14 protein-coding genes, 2 tRNA genes and 1 riboswitch are annotated in these 16,325 nt (G+C 70.6%); of the genes, 7 read left to right on the forward strand and 9 right to left on the reverse strand.

Features of this window, described 5'->3' with window-relative positions:
- Positions 1-76 precede the first annotated feature (76 nt).
- Positions 77-310: riboswitch (cobalamin riboswitch) on the forward strand.
- Positions 311-457: 147 nt separating this feature from the next.
- Together QSK17_RS28235 and QSK17_RS28240 are read left to right on the forward strand one after the other, a co-directional pair.
- Positions 458-2,773, forward strand: a complete 2,316-nt coding sequence (locus QSK17_RS28235) for a ribonucleoside-diphosphate reductase subunit alpha (RefSeq protein WP_285708441.1) — start codon at positions 458-460, stop codon at positions 2,771-2,773.
- A gap of 35 nt (positions 2,774-2,808) precedes the next feature.
- Positions 2,809-3,810, forward strand: a complete 1,002-nt coding sequence (locus QSK17_RS28240; RefSeq protein ID WP_285708442.1) for a ribonucleotide-diphosphate reductase subunit beta — start codon at positions 2,809-2,811, stop codon at positions 3,808-3,810.
- Positions 3,811-3,932: 122 nt separating this feature from the next.
- Here the strand turns inward: QSK17_RS28240 and QSK17_RS28245 are convergent, their stop codons facing one another.
- Positions 3,933-5,510 (reverse strand): hypothetical protein, encoded by a 1,578-nt coding sequence (locus QSK17_RS28245; RefSeq protein ID WP_285708443.1) that lies wholly within the window; start codon positions 5,508-5,510, stop codon positions 3,933-3,935.
- Between the two features lie 165 nt (positions 5,511-5,675).
- Complete coding sequence (locus tag QSK17_RS28250; RefSeq protein ID WP_352231855.1) at positions 5,676-6,914, reverse strand: DUF5685 family protein; 1,239 nt, start codon at positions 6,912-6,914, stop codon at positions 5,676-5,678.
- A 211-nt stretch (positions 6,915-7,125) separates the two neighbouring features.
- On the opposite strand from QSK17_RS28250, the gene QSK17_RS28255 reads away from it, so the two are divergent.
- On the forward strand, positions 7,126-7,716 hold the full coding sequence (locus QSK17_RS28255; RefSeq protein ID WP_285708445.1) for an Rv1733c family protein: 591 nt from the start codon (positions 7,126-7,128) through the stop codon (positions 7,714-7,716).
- On the opposite strand, the gene glgC is transcribed toward QSK17_RS28255, so the two are convergent.
- Positions 7,703-8,962 (reverse strand): glucose-1-phosphate adenylyltransferase, encoded by a 1,260-nt coding sequence (gene glgC, locus QSK17_RS28260; protein WP_285708446.1) that lies wholly within the window; start codon positions 8,960-8,962, stop codon positions 7,703-7,705. The genes QSK17_RS28255 and glgC overlap by 14 nt on opposite strands.
- Positions 8,963-9,048: 86 nt before the next feature.
- Here glgC and glgA point away from each other — a divergent pair, with 86 nt between their 5' ends.
- The 3 genes from glgA (at position 9,049) to QSK17_RS28275 (ending at position 11,906) form a co-directional block, all read left to right on the forward strand.
- On the forward strand, positions 9,049-10,236 hold the full coding sequence (gene glgA, locus QSK17_RS28265) for a glycogen synthase (RefSeq protein ID WP_285708447.1): 1,188 nt from the start codon (positions 9,049-9,051) through the stop codon (positions 10,234-10,236).
- A gap of 59 nt (positions 10,237-10,295) precedes the next feature.
- On the forward strand, positions 10,296-11,006 hold the full coding sequence (pgeF, locus tag QSK17_RS28270; RefSeq protein WP_285708448.1) for a peptidoglycan editing factor PgeF: 711 nt from the start codon (positions 10,296-10,298) through the stop codon (positions 11,004-11,006).
- Between the two features lie 177 nt (positions 11,007-11,183).
- Positions 11,184-11,906 (forward strand): hypothetical protein, encoded by a 723-nt coding sequence (locus tag QSK17_RS28275; RefSeq protein WP_285708449.1) that lies wholly within the window; start codon positions 11,184-11,186, stop codon positions 11,904-11,906.
- A gap of 12 nt (positions 11,907-11,918) precedes the next feature.
- Here the strand turns inward: QSK17_RS28275 and QSK17_RS28280 are convergent, their stop codons facing one another.
- From QSK17_RS28280 to add, 3 genes are all read right to left on the reverse strand, one after another.
- On the reverse strand, positions 11,919-12,599 hold the full coding sequence (locus QSK17_RS28280; protein ID WP_285708450.1) for a hypothetical protein: 681 nt from the start codon (positions 12,597-12,599) through the stop codon (positions 11,919-11,921).
- 479 nt (positions 12,600-13,078) lie between these two features.
- Complete coding sequence (locus QSK17_RS28285; RefSeq protein ID WP_285708451.1) at positions 13,079-13,414, reverse strand: hypothetical protein; 336 nt, start codon at positions 13,412-13,414, stop codon at positions 13,079-13,081.
- A 187-nt stretch (positions 13,415-13,601) separates the two neighbouring features.
- The gene (add, locus tag QSK17_RS28290) at positions 13,602-14,579 is read right to left on the reverse strand and encodes an adenosine deaminase (protein WP_285708452.1); all 978 of its coding nucleotides are present in this window, start codon (positions 14,577-14,579) and stop codon (positions 13,602-13,604) included.
- Between the two features lie 327 nt (positions 14,580-14,906).
- Here add and QSK17_RS28295 point away from each other — a divergent pair, with 327 nt between their 5' ends.
- Positions 14,907-15,518, forward strand: coding sequence for a hypothetical protein (locus QSK17_RS28295; protein ID WP_285708453.1), 612 nt, complete (start codon positions 14,907-14,909; stop codon positions 15,516-15,518).
- A 211-nt stretch (positions 15,519-15,729) separates the two neighbouring features.
- Here QSK17_RS28295 and QSK17_RS28300 read toward each other — a convergent pair whose 3' ends face one another.
- The 3 genes from QSK17_RS28300 to QSK17_RS28310 all read right to left on the reverse strand — a co-directional run bounded on the left by QSK17_RS28300 (position 15,730) and on the right by QSK17_RS28310 (position 16,296).
- Positions 15,730-15,948: a DUF5302 domain-containing protein gene (locus QSK17_RS28300; protein WP_285708455.1), complete on the reverse strand. Its 219-nt coding sequence runs from the start codon at positions 15,946-15,948 to the stop codon at positions 15,730-15,732.
- A 176-nt stretch (positions 15,949-16,124) separates the two neighbouring features.
- Positions 16,125-16,195 (reverse strand) — tRNA-Cys (locus tag QSK17_RS28305).
- Between the two features lie 29 nt (positions 16,196-16,224).
- Positions 16,225-16,296, reverse strand: a tRNA-Gly gene (locus tag QSK17_RS28310).
- Positions 16,297-16,325 lie beyond the last annotated feature (29 nt).

Raw genomic sequence — 16,325 nt, forward strand, 5'->3', positions numbered from 1 at the left:
AGGCGTTATCCGGCACCGACACCCCCCGGATCGGCACAATTTGTTGTGGTGGTTGCGCCGACCGGCACTAGATGTAGGATCCTCCACTGTTGCTGGTTCACCCCGTGCCCGGGGTGAGGCAAGAGGGAACCCGGTGCGATTCCGGGACTGCCCCGCAGCGGTGAGCGGGAACGACCGCCGTCAATTTGAGCACTGGGCCGACCGTCGGCCCGGGAAGCGACGGCCAGTAGGACCGGCGCGCGAGCCGTACCCCGGCCCGTGCGGCGCCATGCCCGCGAGTCCGAAGACCTGCCGGCGACGTGCGCGCGGACCTGACGTCCGCGTGTGTTGTGCCGGGCCTCGAGGGAGGGCTCGCCGACGAGCGACGCGCCGTCCGTGGCGCGAGCCTGCCCGCTCCGACGCGTACGCCCGCCTTCCGAGGCCCCTGACGGGGTTCCGATTCGGAAGGGGAGATCACGTGACACTGGCCACGATCGCGGATGCGGGGGCCGAGGCCCGGTGGGCGGCGATCGAGGAGGCGGCGGCGCGGGTCGTCACCGACCCGGAGAACTCGAAGGCCGCCGCCCGGCTGCTGGCCGGGCTGATCGCCGACGAGGCGGCCGAGCACGGCGTGACCGGCTCGTCCGGCTTCTCCCGCTCGGTGGCCGCGACCCACGAAGCGGGCCTGGTCCACGACGAGCTGGCCGCGTTCGTCGCGCGGCACGCCGACGAGCTGGACGCGCTGGTCGACCACTCGGCGGACGAGCGGTTCGAGTACTTCGGGCTGCGCACGGTCTACGACCGCTATCTGCTGCGGCACCCGGTCACCCGCAAGGTCCTGGAGCGCCCGCAGCACTTCTTCCTGCGCGTCGCGTGCGGGCTGGCCTACCCCTCAGCAGGCGGGGCGGGGGTCGCCGAGGCGGCCGAGCTCTACCGGCTGATGTCGACCCTGTCGTACCTGCCGAGCTCGCCGACGCTGTTCAACTCGGGGGCGCGCCGCCCGCAGCTCTCGTCGTGCTTCCTGCTCGACTCGCCGCGCGACGAGCTGGAGAGCATCTACGAGCGGTACGGCCAGGTGGCCAGGCTGTCCAAGTACGCGGGCGGCATCGGCGTCTCCTGGACCCGGATCCGGTCCCGCGGCTCGCTGATCCGGGGCACCAACGGCCACTCCAACGGGATCGTGCCGTGGCTGCGCACGCTCGACTCTTCCGTGGCGGCGGTGAACCAGGGCGGGCGGCGCAAGGGCGCGGCCTGCGTCTACCTGGAGACCTGGCACGCGGACATCGAGGAGTTCCTGGAGCTGCGGGACAACACCGGTGAGGACGCCCGCCGCACGCACAACCTCAACCTGGCCAACTGGGTGCCGGACGAGTTCATGCGCCGGGTCGAGGCCGACGCCATGTGGTCGCTGTTCGACCCCAAGGAGGTCCCGGAGCTGACCGACCTGTGGGGAGAGGCGTTCGACGCCGCCTACCGCGCCGCCGAGGACGAGGGCCGGTACGTCCGGCGGATCCCGGCCCGCACGCTCTACGGGCGCATGATGCGCACCCTCGCCCAGACCGGCAACGGCTGGATGACCTTCAAGGACGCCGCCAACCGGACCTCCAACCAGACGGCCCTGCCGCACAACGTCATCCACCTGTCCAACCTGTGCACGGAGATCCTGGAGGTGACGAACGACGCCGAGACCGCCGTGTGCAACCTCGGCTCGGTCAACCTCGCCGCGCATCTCGCCGAGCAGGGCCACCGCTCTCATCCCCGTGACGTCGACTGGGCCCGGCTCCGCGCCACGGTCCGCACCGCCGTACGGTTCCTGGACCGGACGATCGACCTGGGGTTCTACCCGACGCCCGAGGCCGAGGCGGCCAACCGGAAGTGGCGGCCCATCGGGCTCGGGGTGATGGGCCTCGCGGACGTGTTCTTCGCGCTGCGGCTGCCGTTCGACTCGCCCGAGGCGCTCGCCCTGTCGACCCGGATCGCCGAGGAGATCGCCCTCGCGGCGTACGGGACGTCCTCCGACCTCGCGGTGGAGCGCGGACGGCACCCCTCCTACGACGACACCCGCGCCGCGCGGGGCGTGCTGCACCCCGACCACTACGCCGACCGCGCGGACGGGGACGCCGGGGCGGCCGGGGAGCGCTCCGAACGGCGCGAGGAATGGGCGGCCCTGCGCGAGAAGATCGCCAGGACCGGGCTGCGCAACTCCCTGATGATCGCGATCGCGCCGACGGCCACCATCGCGTCGATCGCCGGATGCTACGAGTGCATCGAGCCCCAGGTCTCCAACGTGTTCAAGCGGGAAACCCTTTCGGGCGAGTTCCTCCAGGTCAACCGGTACCTCGTCGCCGACCTGCAGACCCTCGGGCTGTGGACCCAGGAGATGCGCGACGCCATCAAGCGGGCCGACGGCTCGATCCAGGACATCCCCGGCATCCCCGACGAGCTGCGCGCGCTCTACCGGACGGCCTGGGAGCTGCCCCAGAAGGCGCTCATCGACCTCGCCGCCGCGCGCCAGGCGTACATCGACCAGGCGCAGTCGCTCAACCTCTTCATGGCGACGCCCACGATCGGCAAGCTCTCGTCGATGTACGCGTACGCCTGGCGGTCCGGCCTGAAGACCACCTACTACCTGCGGTCCCGCCCGGCGACCAGGATCAGCCAGACCACCGTGCCGACCACTGGGCCGACCATAGTGCCCACCACTGGGCCCGCCGCCGTGCCGATGGCCGTGGCCGACCCGGAGGCGGTGGCCTGCTCCCTGGAGAACCCCGAGATCTGCGAAGCCTGCCAGTAGTCGCCCACACAGCCGCACCTACGCCAGAAAGCGTGATGACGATGTTGCTCGACCCCGGCATGGACCTGACCCTGCGGCCCATGCGCTACCCCGACTTCTACGAGAGGTACCGCGCCGCGATCAGGAACACGTGGACGGTGGAGGAGGTGGACCTCCACTCCGACCTGGCCGACCTGGTGAAGCTGGACGCGGGGGAGCGGCACCTGATCAACCGGCTCGTCGCGTTCTTCGCCACGGGGGACTCGATCGTGGCCAACAACCTCGTGCTCAACCTCTACCAGCACATCAACGCGCCGGAGGCGCGGCTCTACCTCAGCAGGCAACTGTTCGAGGAGGCCGTGCACGTGCAGTTCTACCTGACGCTGCTCGACACCTACCTGCCCGACCCCGACGAGCGCGCCAAGGCGTTCGCGGCGGTCGAGCACATCCCCTCGATCCGCGACAAGGCCGAGTTCTGCTTCCGGTGGATCGGCTCCATCAACGATCTGACCCGGCTGGAGACCAGGGACGACCGGCGCCGCTTCCTGCTGAACCTGATCTGCTTCGCCGCGTGCATCGAGGGACTGTTCTTCTACGGCGCGTTCGCGTACGTCTACTGGCTGCGCTCCCGCGGCCTGCTCGGCGGGCTGGCCACCGGGACGAACTGGGTGTTTCGCGACGAGTCCATGCACATGGAGTTCGCCTTCAGCGTCGTGGACACGGTCCGGGCCGAGGAGCCCGGCCTGTTCGACGAGGAGCTCGGCGCCCAGATCACCCGCATGATCGAGGAGGCCGTCGCCGCCGAGCTCGCCTTCGCCCACGACCTGTGCGGCGACGGCCTGCGCGGGATGAGCGCCGACAGCATGCGCCAGTACCTGGAGTACGTGGCCGACCGGCGGCTCGCCCGGCTCGGCCTGCCCGTCCGGTACGGCACCGCCAACCCGTTCGCCTTCATGGAGCTCCAGGACGTGCAGGAGCTGGCCAACTTCTTCGAGCGGAGGGTCTCGGCCTACCAGGTGGCCGTGGAGGGCGACGTCAGCCTGGACGAGGCGTTCTGAACCGGAGACGGGCTGAACCGGAGACGGGCTGAACCGGAGACGGGCTGAACCGGAGACGGGCTGAACCGGAGACGGGCCCGAACCCGGCCGGAGCCGCCTTCGGCGGGGCAGTGTCCGACGTCTCACGACGGCCCGGACGGCCTCAGCACGCGGGTGGCTCCGGCGATCAGGGCGGTGGCCAGGATCCAGCCTGCGGCGATGAGACCACCGGCCAGCCACTGCGTCCAGCCGACCGGCTCCCACGCGCCGCGCTGGTCGAACAGGCTCACCGGGGCCAGCAGGTCGAGCGTGTAGAGGAGGGGGCTGAAGCTGCGCCGCTCGTCCAGACCGATCTGCGACGGGTGGTGGGCGGAGAACACCGCCGTGCCCAGGGCGAGCAGCAGGGTCGCCCACACGCCCGCCAGCCACGGGCGGTAGCCGTACCCGACCATGACGTCGAGCAGCCAGCCCCAGAGCCTTCCGGGAAGCCGGAGCGTCCTCCGCCGGCTGCGCTGCTTGGCCAGGAGCACCCTCCGCGCGTCGGACTCGTGCCCGATCCGCCGGAAGTAGGCGGCGAGCTGCTCGTACGGCTGCGGCCGATATCCGTCGGGGTCGCGCCGCAGCCAGGCCAGCCGGTCGGAGAGCCGGGCCGGCCCGCGCAGCGACTCATACGTTGTCTCGTTGAGGTGGACGGCCCCCGGATAGCAGTCCGGTCGGTCGAGCAGCACGCCGATGCGCGAGTAGCCGAGGTTGATCTCGCCCTCGACCGAGGCGGGGGTGAGGATGAGCTCGTCGACCTGCATGTGGCTCAGATGCAGCGCGCGGCCGGGCGCCTTCAACGTCGCCCGGTTGAAGGACAGCACTCCGGTGATCCGCGCGCCGCGCAGCCGGATGCCGCCCTCGGCGGTGAAGCCCTCGCTGAATTCCACAGTGGTGGCCTGCAGGTGGTCGGCGTGCACGGCGTATGCCCCGGCCGGTCGACACGCGGTCGCGATGACGGACCGCTGCAGGTAGATGCCGCTGTTGAAACGGGCGCCGATCAGGCGCAGCGTCCCCGTGCTGCGGAGGCCGCGCAGGAACGCCCCGCCGTCCACGGTGAGGCCGCCCGCCCACAGTGCCGTGTGGCTCCGCGCGAGCCCGCGCGTCTCCGTCTCCTCCCGGCTGTACGGCGCCCGAGTGTCCTCGAGGAAGCTCTCCGAGCCTCGCGAGACGTCCTCGGGGGTGCCGATCGTCGCCCGGGACAGCCGGAACTGCCCGGTGACACGGGTGTTGTCCAGGCGCACCCCGGCCCGGATCGTGGACCCGTCGAGATCGAAAAGGCCGTCGATCACGGCCCGCCCGGCCTTGAACCTGCGGATGTCGCACCCGCGGAAGCGGACGCCTCTGGTGCGCGCGTCGTTGAGCGAGACCGCGCCGGGGATGTAGCAGTTCAGCAGGTGCAGTTTCGAGGTGAAGACCGCGTCGGACAGATTGAGGTCGCCGACGATCCGCGCCCCGGCGAGCCGGACGCCCGGCACCTCGCCCGGCCGGCCCTCCCGCATCCCGAGCAGCAGCGCGGCGATCACCTGGGCGCGCACCACGCGCTCGCGGCCCCACGAGGCTCCGGTCGCGGGATCGTCTTTCTCGGTCTCGCGCAGATCGACCCAGGCGCCGGAGGGATAGGCGTCCCACAGCTTCCGCTCCGCCGGATTCAGCCGCCAGAAAGGCCGTGATCGTCCCACCCGACGGACTGTATATCTAGATCGCCCGGATCGTCCCGGCGATCTCTTCGAAAAGGGCGTCCTCGTCGTCGATGTCGGTGGCGAGGGTGACGACGCAGGTCGTGCCCTTGCGTCGCCTCGCCGGGAACACAACCGTTCCAACGGCACACATACCCGGTCAAGCCGTCAATCGCAGCCGCAGCCGCAATCGCAGTCACAACAGCAGTCGTCGCAGCACCCGCCGCCCTCGCCGGCGCCGGATCCGCCGCCGGACCCGTGCCCGGAGCCGCAGCACCGGCCGCAGCAGTCCGCGCAGTCGCAACATCCGTCACATCCGTCACACCCGTCACAGCGGCCGGCATAGCAGCGGTCGTCCCACGACTCGTCCCGCAGGCGGCTCCACGACGGCCGGTAGAGGCCGCAGGTCAGGAAGGTGAGCATGCCCGCCAGCGCACCGCGTACCGGATCCGGCGCCGCGCCCGCCCGGTGCTCAGGGGTGGGGTGACCGGTATGCGGGTCGAGGGCGCGGTGACCGAAGGTACGGGCGATCGCGCGCCGGGTCTCGTCCACGAGCAGCGCCTCGGCGAGATGCCGCTCCTCCAGGTCGAGATCCGCCACGGCCAGGCGCAGACCGTGCAGCGCGTCGTCGCAGAGCCGGCGGGCCTCGGAAAGCGTCGTCCCGGTCGCGGCCAGCGGGTTGAACGCTCCGCGCGCCACGTCGTCGTCCAGGTCCTCGACCGCGTCGAGCAGGTGCGCGATCCGCCCGAAGAGCCGGCCGGCCTCCCGGAGCGCCTCGGCGTTGTGCGGCGTTCGCGCGAGCGTGGCGGTGTGCGCGAACGCCGCCGCGACGGCGGTCTCGGTTGGCTCGGTGAGGTCGAGCAGGGACAGTCCGGGCGTTCTCTCCCGCTCGGCCTGGCGTTCCGGGACCGAGACGAGTCCAGACGTGTCGAACCCGAGTGCCCCGCCTCCGCGGCCCGCCGCGGCTGTCCAGGAGCCGGCGATGAGGCGGAGCGGCGCTCCGGCGAAGCGGCGGCCGGCCGTCCCGTCACCGTCGGCCGCGTGGTCGCGGATCTTGCCCGAAGCGAGCGCGAGTGAGACCGCGGCGGCGAGCCGCGCGCCCTCCGCCCGCGAGGAGACCACCTCCGCGCGCCGGAAACCGCGCAGCGGGCACGGGCCGGCCACCCGGCGCGCCGTGGATTCGGGGCGCTGGGCCTCGGTCAGCACGGAGAGCACGAGCCCGTCGTAGTTCGTCGCGGCCCTGGCGAGCTGCCCGTGCCTGTCCCGTAGGGTCAGGCACATCCCGCACAGATGAGCCCGCCACGCCTGGTGCAGTCGCGGGCAGGAGTGGCGCGCGCACGGCCGAAGGATTCCGAACACGAATGCCCCTTCTCCGTCCTGACGGGCCCCGGGCGTCGTGCCCGGCACGCCGTGTTTCGCGGTGATTATGACATCCAGTGGGGATCTGGAGGGGTATGTCGGTCGGCTTCGCTCCGCATCGCTCCGGTGACGGTGTGGGGTGCCGTGAATCGACCATAGGTGTCAAGCCTTTCCGGAAAAGGCATTCCCTCTCATTATTTTGGCGCGCAAAATAGGTATAAGCGGGACTCGCAGCGGTAATGACCCTGTGAGGTGTGAGATGTCGCAGAAGCCATTCACCCGGCTCGCTCGATGGCTGGGATTCGACAGGAACCCGCTACGCCGCCGGTGTGACCGGATCGAGGCGATCACGAGATTGATCGCCGTCATGGGCGTGGCGGTCGCCGTCGTACTCGGGATCCTGTTCGGTGCCCGGGCGTACGGCGACGGCCTGCGGGCCGAGGCCGCTCAGGCGCACTCACGGCACCTGACCCGGGCGACGATGCTCCAGGACGTTCCGGCGCGCGGGCTGTCCCCGTCCGGGGTCGCCGTCGGGCACGGCCAGGCCGAGTGGACGACCGGCACCGGAGTCCACCGCACGGGCGTCGTCGAGGCGCCGCCGGGCAAGAGCGCCGGCGATGTCGTGCTGATCTGGACCGACGACCACGGCGCGCCCGTCCGGCGGCCTCAGGACCGGGAGACGACCGTCGTCGGCGCCATCACCGTGGGGGCCGGCCTGCCCACCGGGGCCGCCGCCCTGCTGGCCCTGCTCGTCCTGGCCACCCGTACAGTCAACCAGCGGCGCGCCACCCGCGTGTGGGAGGCGCAGTGGAGCGTCGTCGAGCCCATGTGGCGGATCAACGGTCGATGATCTCGTTCTTGCCGATCACCACGATGCCGCCGCGGGTCACCGCGAACCGCTGCCGGTCATGGTCGAGGTCGACGCCGATCCTGGCGCCGTCCGGGATCACCACGTTCTTGTCGATGATGGCGCGCCGGACGATCGCGCCCCGGCCGATCTTGACCGAGCCCATCAGCACCGAGTCCTCGACCAGCGAGTGCGAGTGGAGCACGACGCCGGGGGAGAGGATCGAGCGGACCGCCGTGCCGCCGGAGACGATGACGCCGGGGGACACCAGTGAGTCGAGGGCACGGCCGACCCGCTCGCCCTGGTTGTGCACGAACTTCGCCGGCGGTAGCGGGTCGTGCCCGGTGTAGATCGGCCACCGGCTGTTGTACAGGTTGAACATCGGAAGCGCCGAGATGAGGTCCATGTGCGCCTCGTAGTAGGCGTCCAGCGTCCCCACGTCCCGCCAGTAGCCCCGGTCCCGCTCGGTGGAGCCGGGGACGACGTTGTGGGCGAAGTCGTACACCTCGGCGCCGCCCGACTTGACGAACATCGGGATGATGTCGCCGCCCAGGTCGTGCCGGCTGGCGGGGTCGAGCGCGTCCTCGCGCAGCGCCTCGATCAGCGCCTGGGTCTTGAAGACGTAGTTGCCCATGGAGGCGTAGATCTGGTCCGGCGCGTCGGGCAGGCCCACGGCGTCCTTCGGCTTCTCCCGGAACGCGACCATGCGCCGGCCCGTGGGGTCGGTCTCGATGACGCCGAACTGGTCGGCCAGCGCCAGCGGCTGGCGGATCGCCGCGACCGTCACGTCCGCGCCCGAGTCGATGTGCTGCTCGACCATCTGCCGCGGGTCCATCCGGTAGATGTGGTCCGCGCCGAAGACGATGCAGTGGTCCGGCAGCTCGTCGTAGATCAGATTGAGGTTCTGGAACAGCGCGTCCGCGGAGCCGGCGAACCAGCGCGGGCCGAGCCGCTGCTGGGCCGGCACGGGCGTCACGTAGTTGCCGAGCATCGCCGACAGCCGCCAGGTCCGCGAGATGTGCCGGTCGAGGCTGTGGTTCTTGTACTGCGTCAGCACCACGATCTGCAGATAGTGGGCGTTGGCCAGGTTCGACAGCACGAAATCGATCAGCCGGTATATCCCCCCGAACGGGACGGCGGGCTTGGCGCGGTCCGCGGTCAGCGGCATCAGTCGCTTTCCCTCACCGCCGGCGAGAACGATCGCGAGGACCTTCATAGCCAGGACCCTAACCCGCCAAAGCCCGCGCAAAACACTACGATTTATGACGAGAAACTCGAAATGACCACCGAATCCGATGCAGCGGCCGTACGGCGAGATGGTTCTAAGCTCCTCCCATGCGTGTCGATCTGCTCAGCCGGGAATATCCGCCCGAGGTATACGGCGGCGCCGGAGTCCATGTCGAATACCTCGCCCGCGAGTTGCGCAGGCTCGCCGACGTCCGGGTCCGGTGCTTCGGGGCTCCCCGCGATGAGGTCGGCGTGCACGCCTACCGGGTGCCCGGCGGGCTGGAGGCCGCCAACTCCGCGCTCCAGGTGCTCCGGGTCGATCTGGAGATGGCCGCCGGCTGCGAGGGCGCGGACGTGGTGCACAGCCACACCTGGTACGCGAACTTCGCCGGGCAGGTCGCCAAGACGCTCTACGGCACGCCGCACGTCGTGACCACGCACAGCCTGGAGCCACTCCGGCCGTGGAAGGCCGAGCAACTCGGCGGCGGGTACGCGCTGTCGTCCTGGGCCGAGCGGACCGCCCTCGCCTCGGCCGACGCGGTCATCGCGGTGTCCGAGGGCATGCGCCGCGACGTGCTCACCTCATATCCCGAAATATCGCCTGGCCGGGTACAGGTCATTCACAACGGCATCGACACCGTCGAGTATGCGCCCTCTCACGGCACCGAGGCTCTGGTCAGGCACGGCATCGACCCGAGCCGGCCGTACGTCGTCTTCGTCGGGCGGATCACCCGGCAGAAGGGCCTGGTCCACCTGCTGCGCGCGGCGCGGTCCTTCGACCCGGGAGCCCAGATCGTGCTGTGCGCCGGGGCGCCGGACACCGCCGAGATCGCCGCCGAGGTCGGCGGCCTGGTCACCGAACTCGGCCGCACCCGGAAGGGCGTCGTCTGGATCTCCGAGATGCTGCCGCGGCCCGAGGTGATCCAGATCCTCACGCACGCCACCGTCTTCGTCTGCCCCTCGGTCTACGAGCCGATGGGCATCGTCAACCTGGAGGCGATGGCCTGCGAGACCGCCGTCGTGGCGACCGCGACGGGCGGGATCCCCGAAGTCGTGGACGACGGCGTCACCGGCCTGCTCGTCCCGATCGACCAGGGCCCGGACGGCGAGCCACGAAAGCCGGAGGCGTTCGCCGCCGCCATCGCCGAGCGGGTCGGCACCCTGCTCGCCGACCGGGACAGCGCCGCCGCCATGGGCGCGGCGGGCCGGCGCAGGGCCGTCGAACACTTCTCCTGGCGGCGCATCGCCGAGCGGACCCACCGCCTGTACGCCGACCTCGTCGGCGACCGCACCTGAACGGCCGACGGGAGCCGCGGCCCGTCAGCGACCTCGAACGGGGCGGCTACGCTGATCTGATGATTGCGATCGACCGGGTCCGGATGGCCTTCACCGACCGGCACGGCGGCGTCAGTGCCGAGCCGTACGGCACCCGCAACCTCGGCGGCGCGGTGGGCGACGCTCCCGCCGCCGTGGCGGAGAACCGGGCGGCCACCGCCGCGGAGTTCGGCCTGGACCACGTCGTGTTCATGCGCCAGGTCCACGGCGCGGACGTCGCCTACGTCACCGCCCCGTTCGGCGACGACCCGCCCGCACTGGACGCCGTGCTCACCGACCGGCCCGGCCTGGGCATCGCGGTCCTGGTCGCCGACTGCGCCCCCGTGCTCGTCGCCGACCCTGTGGCGGGCATCGTCGGAGGCGCGCACTCGGGCCGTCCCGGAACCGAGGCGGGTGTGGTCTCCGCGCTCGTGGAGGCCATGGCGGCGCGCGGCGCCGAACCGGCCAGGATGGTCGCGGCGATCGGGCCGGCCGCCTGCGGCCTCTGCTACGAGGTCCCCGCCGACCTGCGGGAACGGGTCGCCGCACGGGTGCCGGAGACGTGGTCCACGACCCGGTGGGGGACGCCCGCCCTCGACATCCGCGCGGGCATCGCCGCCCAGCTCACCCGGTCCGGCGTGGCCGACGTCCGGCATGACGACCGCTGCACGATCGAGACGCCTGACCTCTACTCCTACCGGAGGGACCGGCGCACTGGCCGATTCGCCGGATACGTCTGGCTGGGCGACTAGCCAGCGGTTACGGGCGGTTACGGGCGGTTCACGGCTCCGCCGGAGGGCGGTTGCACGCCGATTGCAGGACGCGGGCAAGCGCAGCTCAAGAGACGTGCAGGCGGCAGAGCGTTCACTGAGGACACGAAGCCCGGAGGCAACGGCCGGCCCGGGCGCCACCCACCTCAGGAGATCACGATGAAGCGCAGCACGCTCGGCCTGGCCGTCTCCGCGATGACCGGCCTCACCCTCGCCCTCTCCGCCACCGTCGCGGCCACACCCGCCATGGCCTCCGGAGACTACGGTCCCGACACCTGCCTCAAGGGGTACGTGTGGCGCACGGCGCGGCCGTCGGACCTCGTCTGCGTCCAGCCCTCCGTCCGCGACCAGACCGCCAAGGACAACCAGGTCAAGGCGTCCCGCTGGACCGACGGCCCGTACGGACCGCACACCTGCGTGACCGGCTTCGTCTGGCGCGAGGCGTTCACCGGGGACGACGTGTGCGTCACCTCCGATGTCCGCGCCCAGGCGCGGCTCGACAACAGCAAGGCCGACGAGCGCAAGGTCTCCGCCCGCCTGTGGATCAGCCGTTACACCGTGCCGCCGCGAGACAACGGCGACGGCACCTCCACCAGCACCTCCATCGATGACATCCCGCGGTTCAAGCTCAGCGGCGACCACTACAACTTCGGACAGGTGAAGCTGTACATCCGGTTCGACACCGGGCGCCTGTACTGGAGCGGAACCGTCACGGCCACCGCGCACAGCGGATACGCCGGAGGGAGCTTCGGCAAGAACACCGACGTGTTCGACTGCGCCGCCGCCGGCAAGCCCAGCAACGGCTACGCCCAGGCGTACGACGTGGTCTCCGGCCGCTGGTCTCCTCGCGTCCGGGTCCGGATCGGTTGCTCCGTACTCTGACAGGCGGCCGGTTCAGCGACGGGTGAGGCGGCAGGCGTCCTCCCAGCGCCGTCGATCGACCGGCGCCTCATGGCGGACCAGCTCGGCGCAGTCGCCGATCGTGTCCGTCAGCAGTTTCCTGAGCATCGCGTCTGGATCGGCGACGCATGCCTCCGAGATCCCCCGCACCGCGAGCTGGACCGTGTTCGGCGCCGCGTACCGGCGGAAGCCCTTGGCGGACACCCGTACGCCGCGCCGGAACCGGTAGGCCCAACGGGCTGCGTCCGGAACCTGGGCGAGCGCGAGCGCGCTCTGCTCGCCGACGCTGCCGTTCGGCCGACCGTCGAGGGTGGACAGCACGTGCTCGGCGGAGAGCACGGACACGGCCAGCGCGAGCTGCCGCTCGTGCGAGACCACGGGCAGCGCCGAGATCGCGCACCGGAGCGCGATGCGGGCGTCGATGCGCGGGTCATCGCCGGCGAGCCCGATCACGGACGGGATCAGCGGCGCCAGCAGCGGCCGGGCCGCGTCCGTCGTGTGGTCGTTGACCAGGCGCGCGAGCCCGGCCAGCAGCGGATGCGTGCAAGCCGGATGGTCGCTCCAGCGCTCTCCGGCGAGGAAGGACGCCAGCTCCATGAAGCACGCGCCCTTGCTGGGGTTGCGATGCTTGCCGCGTGACAGCAGCGGCATTGCTGTGGGCATCTGATCGTGCACGAGAAACTCCCACCCGAATCGCCCAACATGTCGCTTTCCAGTGTGCGCTCAGGGGGCGTCATTGAGAAGAACCCGCCCCTCAGGGGCCACATGGAGGGGGGCGAAGGGCTATGCCGCGGAACGCGGCCGAGGCCGGAATCATACATTTCATGGGCTTTCCGGGAGCTCCGCTTTCCCGCCGGCGAAGCCGGGTTTCAGTGAAGTCAGACGTCGGAGCCGCGGCGTCTCAACGGGTTTCGGAGGGCGGCGTGCTCCGACGGCGGGCAATCAGGCTCAACAAGCCTTTTGCCTTAAACAGGTGACCCGCGTGATTTCCGCCCTTTAGCGTGAGGTTAAGTCAACGCCGTTTCGGCGTCCTCCCGGGAGACCGATTCGACGCTCCGTCAATCCGCAAGCGCCAGCAGGCCAGGCCGAACCGCTTGGCAGGCCTGGCGACATCTGCGACCACGTCCCGCCGACGAGCTGGACGGGGAGCCACATCACACGGAGTGATTCAGATGCTCAAGCAAGCTATCGCGGCAGCTGCGATGGTCGCCTCGGCGTTCGTCGTCCCGGTAGCGATGCCCGCGCAGCCCGCGGCCGCCACCACACCGGCCGCGGTCGTCACCTCGATCAGCGATACGGGGCAGCTTCAGCCCTGCCGACATGGCCGCTGTAGACACGGGCGCAGGCACCACAGGCACTTCCAACAGCAGCAACAGCAACAGCAGCAACAGCAGCAGCAACAGCAGCAGCAGCAAAGGCGTCGCCAACAGCAACAGCAACAGCAGCAACAGCAACAAGGGCGCAGGCAGCAGCAGCAACAGCAGCAGCAACAGCAGTAAAGAGCTGCCACGCGTCGCGGGCTCTGCCCGCTGATCCGGCGTCGCCCCGTGAGCGCTCCTCACGGGGCGACGTTCTCATGATTCGGCTCAGCGGCCGCGGTCAACGGACCCGCGCCGCTCGACGCGCGATGGTGGAAAAAGCGTCGATCCCGAGGTTCTCACCGGAGCGACGCGGAGGTCACGACGCCAGCCACTCGCCGGTGCGCCGGTGCAGCAGCTCCTTCGTCGCCGCGGGGGCGAACGACGCGTCGATCCCGGCCCGGGCGAGCTCGGCCAGGACCAGGTCGTCGTAGCCGAAGGCGTCCCGTACCCGGGTGTACTCCTCCATCAGCGATGTTCCGGCGATGGACGGGATGTCGGTGTTCAGCGTGACGGTCAGCCCGGCCTCACGCAGCCGCGGCAGCGGGTGGTCTTCCAGGGACGGCGCGAACCCGAGGGCGACGTTCGAGGACGGGCACACTTCGAGGGGGATCCCTCGCTCGCGCAGCTCGGCCACCAGATCGTCGTCGTCCAGCGCCCGGATGCCGTGTCCGAGCCGCTCCGCGTGGCCGAGCACGAGAGCCTCGCGGATGCTGTCGGGGCCGCACTCCTCGCCGGCGTGGTGCACGAGACGGACGCCCGCGTCCTTCGCGGTGTCGAGCACGTCCGTGAACGGGGCCAGGGAGTAGGACTCCTCACCCGCGAGGCCGATGCCGATGACGCCCTCGGAGGCGTACCGCGTGGCGAGCTTGAGCGTGCGCCAGGCCCGCTCCACCGACCGGCGCCGGGAGTGGTCCAGGATCACCCGGCACTCGATGCCGTACGCCGCCTGCCCCTCGGCCAGGCCCTCGAGCACCGCCTCCAGAGGCATCTCGGGCCGGCCCAGCCGCTCGCCGTGCGATGCCGCCGTGAAGGTGACCTCGGCGTAGCCGGTGCCCTGCGCGGCCTCGTCCTCGCAGAACTCCAGGGCGATCCGCCGGAAGTCCTCCGGCCGGCGCAGGCACTCCCGTACGAGGGAGTTGTAGTCGGCGAACTGGCGGAAGCCGTCGAACGCGGGCGGGACCTCGGGAATGGTCAGGCCGTTCGCCTCGGCGATCTCCCGAGCGGTGGTCCACCGTACGGTGCTCTCCAGATGGACGTGCAGATGGACCTTGGGCAGCCGCGCGATGTCCCGCATGCGGACGAGGATAGGGGCCGGGACCGGCGGCGGGCACCTGGGTATTTCGCGTGAACCGTTGGTCTATTGACGAGTTGATCCGAACAAACGGTAATCCGCCTCGACCGAGCCCTTTGCCACTTACGGGTGACCACCCCCTGTGAGCGTCCCTACCGTTGGGGTAGGTCGACACGCCGTTTCGGCGTCATCCCGGGAGACCGATTCGACGCTCCGTCCGTCCGTCCGCACCCGCCCGCGGCCCCGCCGCGTCGCTTCGCGGACCCGACACCACGAGATCCGGTCCCGCCCCGAGCGGGGCGGGGAACCGTCACACACGGAGTGATTCGCATGCTCAGACACGCACTCGCCACCGGCGCGCTGGTGGCCTCCGCCCTCGTCCCCACGGCCGCACTCGCCCAGGCGGCGAACGCCACCGTCGCGACTCAGGGGGCACCCACCACCTCGACCGCAACGAGCGCACAGGAGTGCTGGTGGGAGAACGGCTGCAAGTACTGCAGGCAGCGCGGAGAGGTACGCCGGGTCACCTGCCGCGAAGAGAGGCGCGGTTACGGGCGCGAGCGTATGCGGGAGCGCGGTCGTCTCGAACGGGAGCGCGGCCGTATCGAGCGGGAGCGCGGCCGTATCGAGCGGGAGCGCGGCCTTCTCGAGCGGGAGCGTAGGGAGCGCGGTCGTCTCGAGCGGGAGGAGCGCATGGAGCGCGGCCGTATCGAGCGGGAGCGCGGCCTTCTCGAGCGGGAGCGTAGGGAGCGCGGCCGTCTCGAACGGGAGGAACGTATCGAGCGCGGCCGTATCGAGCGGGAGCGCGGTCGTCTCGAGCGCGGTCGTCTCGAGCGGGGGCGTATGGAGCGCGGCCGTCTCGAGCGGGAGGAGCGTATAGAGCGCGGCCGCCCCGTGCGCGAGCGCCTGGAGCGCGGCCGTATGGAGCGCCGCTTCGAGTAGTACGGGAGCGGTGAGTCCTAGGACGATCCGTCACTCAGGCTAGGGAGTGTCAGACACGACCTAGAGCCGGCTTGGTCCGGCAGATCCGTGCCGTCGCCTCGCGGGAACTCCCGCGAGGCGACGGTGTGTCTCGAAGGACAGCGTCGAAAGTCGGGGTGACCCGTCCTCAGCCCAAGAGCGAGGAGGAGGGATGTCGCCTCGGCGACCTCGATCAGCCGCCGCTCTTGCGGCGAAACGAGCGCCGACCTCCGGCGGGGCCGTGCGCGGCGTGGACCTTCGACGGATCCTTGCCCCCACCCGTGGCGTTGCGCTCGGCCTGCGTGCGCTTCTTGCGCTCCAGGGCCTCGCGGAACTTGCGCTTCATCTCGTCTTCAGAGACGTCTTCGGAGGCGTTCTCGGGGGCGTCGCGCTCCGGATCGGCAGCAGTCATGCGGACCTCCTGAGGTGCATGCGCGCGGCTGTCAAGACCGGGCGCGGTTCACGGCTCACCCTACCCTCACGCGCGGCTTCCTTGATCCAACGGAACTGGACAGCACCAGGGAGTGCGAGGGAACAAAAGTGAAGACGCCGATAAGGGCGCACGGCACCGGATCGACGCCGGTTCAGAGGTGGAGACGGGATTTGAACCCGTGTGGACGGCTTTGCAGGCCGCTGCCTCGCCTCTCGGCCACTCCACCGAGGGAGGCCCGTATTGGAGACCCCTCAGAGCGGAAGACGGGATTCGAACCCGCGACCCTCACCTTGGCAAGGTGATGCTCTACCACTGAGCCACTTCCGCGACCGCCTCATGGCGTTGTCGTAACTGTA

Source organism: Microtetraspora sp. NBRC 16547, assembly GCF_030268965.1.
GTDB lineage: Bacteria > Actinomycetota > Actinomycetes > Streptosporangiales > Streptosporangiaceae > Microtetraspora.